The sequence below is a fragment of the Pseudoselenomonas ruminantium genome, from assembly GCF_900142515.1.
Lineage (GTDB): Bacteria > Bacillota > Negativicutes > Selenomonadales > Selenomonadaceae > Selenomonas_A > Selenomonas_A ruminantium_D.
In genome coordinates, this window is record NZ_FRBC01000052.1 from 1 (window position 1) to 3,349 (window position 3,349).

Annotated in this window: 5 protein-coding genes; 1 reads left to right on the forward strand and 4 read right to left on the reverse strand. The window is 46.4% G+C overall.

Annotation, left to right across the window (positions count from 1 at the left end; all coding sequences use genetic code 11):
* Positions 1-62 precede the first annotated feature (62 nt).
* Complete coding sequence (locus BUB68_RS14740; protein WP_073093030.1) at positions 63-503, reverse strand: hypothetical protein; 441 nt, start codon at positions 501-503, stop codon at positions 63-65.
* A 44-nt stretch (positions 504-547) separates the two neighbouring features.
* A complete protein-coding gene (locus BUB68_RS14745) occupies positions 548-1,111 on the reverse strand; it encodes a hypothetical protein (RefSeq protein ID WP_073093033.1) in 564 nt (187 codons plus the stop codon).
* 229 nt (positions 1,112-1,340) lie between these two features.
* Between BUB68_RS14745 and BUB68_RS14750 the strand changes: the two genes are divergently transcribed.
* Positions 1,341-1,592: a hypothetical protein gene (locus BUB68_RS14750; RefSeq protein WP_073093036.1), complete on the forward strand. Its 252-nt coding sequence runs from the start codon at positions 1,341-1,343 to the stop codon at positions 1,590-1,592.
* Between the two features lie 238 nt (positions 1,593-1,830).
* Here the strand turns inward: BUB68_RS14750 and BUB68_RS14755 are convergent, their stop codons facing one another.
* Together BUB68_RS14755 and BUB68_RS14760 are read right to left on the reverse strand one after the other, a co-directional pair.
* The gene (locus BUB68_RS14755; RefSeq protein WP_073093038.1) at positions 1,831-2,307 is read right to left on the reverse strand and encodes a flavodoxin; all 477 of its coding nucleotides are present in this window, start codon (positions 2,305-2,307) and stop codon (positions 1,831-1,833) included.
* Between the two features lie 24 nt (positions 2,308-2,331).
* Positions 2,332-3,006, reverse strand: coding sequence for a hypothetical protein (locus tag BUB68_RS14760; RefSeq protein WP_073093041.1), 675 nt, complete (start codon positions 3,004-3,006; stop codon positions 2,332-2,334).
* Positions 3,007-3,349: the final 343 nt, after the last annotated feature.

Consider the following 3,349-nt stretch of genomic DNA (forward strand, 5'->3'; position numbering starts at 1 on the left):
CGAATTCTATTTTGGTTGCTTCGCTGCGTAGGATAACTCTGTTCACTGACACTCTTAAAATTTTAGAATGTGGTCTTGACAAGGGGCCCATTATACTCTTCCTCAGTCTCAGAATCTATTTCCGTCACAACTTTTTCGTCAAAATATTCTACATCCTTACGATAATCCTTCCAATCATCATTCTTCAACCATTCCGTTAGGCTTTCAGGCGGCACTGGGCAAGATTGAAAATCTTCTTTGTGAACCGCGAGCAGGGTATTATTCTGCTCCTCTGCCATAACTACACTATCTTCATCCGTTCGATCTTGATAAATCAGTTTTACATTATCCGGATCATCAGGCAAATCAGAGCACCATAGCTGCCAACGATAATCTTGGACATTCAGAATTGTTTTCTGTTTTAACTTATTCAGTTCTTGGATATATTTGAATAACGATGACACACGAGCAGAAATTTCCGCTTGCGTTATAGCTTTGCTTGTTTCATTTTTATTATTCTGCATATTCCACCATCTCTAGCTAGGACAATTTATTTTTTGAGCGGTTTTCAGTTAATTCCCTTCAGCCCAATTATCACATACCTCTTGAACTCCGCATTCAAATCCGAGAAGCGTAGGAAGTCATGATTATACCAGTCATTCATAAGTTTGACGAAGTATTCATCCGACACCTGTGATTCATGCCTAAATGCTTGAATCACAGGAAGTAGAATATCATTTGGCCTGTAACGTACTCCTGCATTCTTCTGTAGCTCCAATATGGGGCCGTACAAAACGTTAAAATCCACCTCTGATTTGAAGCTTTTCCTCGTAGTAGCCTTCAACGTATCATAGAAATCTACAATAATTTGCCGCGCTTCTGACCATTCATCGTCAGCGCACCAAACCTTAGACTGTTCCGCCATGCAGGTGAATACAGCCTGTAGCAACATACACCTGAACCGATTGCGCGTATCATCGTCATTAAAGAACCTTAGGCTCAAAGTAGTTACCGATTTCAACGGCACAATATATACCCGTTGCCGATTAGACATTTCCTCTTTGTCCCGATTCTTCCTGCTTACCAGATAGATAACTGCTACCGCCAGCAGAATAAGTACAACCGCAATCATTTTCAACCCCCTATTCTTTTCATACCTCCCCTTTGTATTTCTAGCCCTAAATGTCAAATCCCTCCCTGCGCCCTTTATTTATGCCTGCATCTAGTATATAATAGATGACGGAGCAAGTAACCATGATTGGTACGGAGCAATGACGGCTGTTGGGACTCCAGTGTTTTCATATAGATGACACTATCCGAGAAGGAGGTAAAACTCTCGAACGGAAGGAGGTGCATGTTTCATGCACAAGCAAGGCTATCTGATTCAGTTGATAAAGACGGTCTTCCCCAACCCGACTTGGCGGCAGGTGGTTGCCACACTGGTGATCATTTGGTGTTTGTTGATACTAACCCTTTCGGGACTAGGTGTACTTAGTACGCATATAGCCGATCATGTGGCGTATCTGGCAGGCATTACGCTAGTCGGACGCGGGTTGAAATGCTTATTGGAGCATGAAAAAACCGCCCCTCCAAAGGGCGGTTCGCACAATTAAGGCACGATATCTGACGAGCTATCAGCTTTTCGCACAAGCTGTAGTTCTTATATAGCTACAACACTGGGGCAGCCGTCATTGTGGCTTGCTCTATTTGTGTTGTCTTATTGCTTTCTATGGCTAGATTATAGCATTTTCCCTGCAGAAAATCAAGGTTCGTGCGCCGATAGTAAAGGTCAATTCTTTCTCGGTATGACAGATCTTTGCGGATACCTATAAGGCATGACAGTGCGGGCCGTCATAAGCTTTCCACCCATTTTTTAAGTCCATCAACCGAAGGATTCCCGTTCATCAGTTTGCCTTCCCGGATAACGGTGCTATCTGCCACGCTGCCTTTCAGCCCTTCCACAGCCTTGCCAAAGCCGCTGCCGCCGGAGGTGGCAAAAAGGATAATGGTCTTGCTGGCAAAATCATAGCTTTCCAGGAAGGTGTTGATGATGGTGGGCGCCACATACCACCAGATGGGAAAGCCCACAAATATCACATCATAATCCGCAACCTTGGCATCACCTGCCGCAATCTGCGGACGAGATTTGCTGTCCCGCATCTCCACGGAGCTGCGGGAATTTTTATCATGCCAATCCAAATCGGCCTGGGTATAGGGCACTTCCGGCTTGATTTCAAACAAATCTGCCCCAGCCGCCTCGGCAAGGTTCTTGGCAGCCTTTGCCGTCACACCGCTGGCGGAAAAATAAGCTACTAATTTCTTACTCATGTGATTACCTCCAATATCAAATGTTCATGCTTTTAGATAGCGCTGCAATGCGGCTCCGAGCAAAACATAGAGTCCGATGGTTCCGCAGAGCAGCAGTACATAGATGGCCGCCGGTTCATTGGTGGCGGCCGTGGCAAAGATATGTTTCATCAGCAGGCGGTCGCCGATGCGGTTCAGGAACGAAGCATAAATGCCCGCACTGAGCACCGCCAGGCTCAAGGCTGCCACGATTGCCCGTTTAGCCACAGCAGACAGTTTCCAGCCAAAGACCTTTTGCCACTGCCCCAGCCAGCCTTTGAAATGCAGGCCCCAGTGGAGGCCGCACAAAATCAGCAGAGCATAGGGCAGGGATACATGATACTGATGAATGACAATGCTGCGCTGGATTTCCAACGGCATGACATCTTTCAGCAGGAAGTTGGATATGCCAAGGCCGGCAAACACAGCCACCAGCACCACGGCAAGCAGCAGGATATCCATGACCGTGCCCAAAGTCCTCTGGAAATTCCATTTGCCCTGCTGCAGGCTTTTCAGCCAGTGACGATTCTGATAGAGATGAACTCCTGCCAGCAGGAGCCAGGCTACACCTATGATTTCATGCAGCAGCTTGGGGATATAATGAAAGCTCATGGCCAGCACAAACAGCAACGGCAAAAGCGCCGTTACGGCCATGCGCCGATTTATGCTCCGGTAATTCATAGGCCTACACTCCCTCAGGCGCAATGAGATTCTTCGGCAAGAACGATGCGGCCTTTGGCATCCACATCATCCCTAATGATTTCCTTCACGCCCGTCACTTTGATAGTTGCACCCCCGTTTTGCCATACAGAGCCCGTTCTTCATCAAATACCTGTTTCTTATATACGTCCATTTTCCCTTACCTTCCTGCTTAAATAATAAATTTTTCCTGCTGAAATCCACTCTGACACTTCGAGTGAACTTTAAGTTGTAGTGGTCAAGCATTTTTGTAACACTTGTGTCTTAATAATTGCTGATTCCTGTCCTGGCTTCGAACGGAGTCTTGTAACCATTATATGAATGT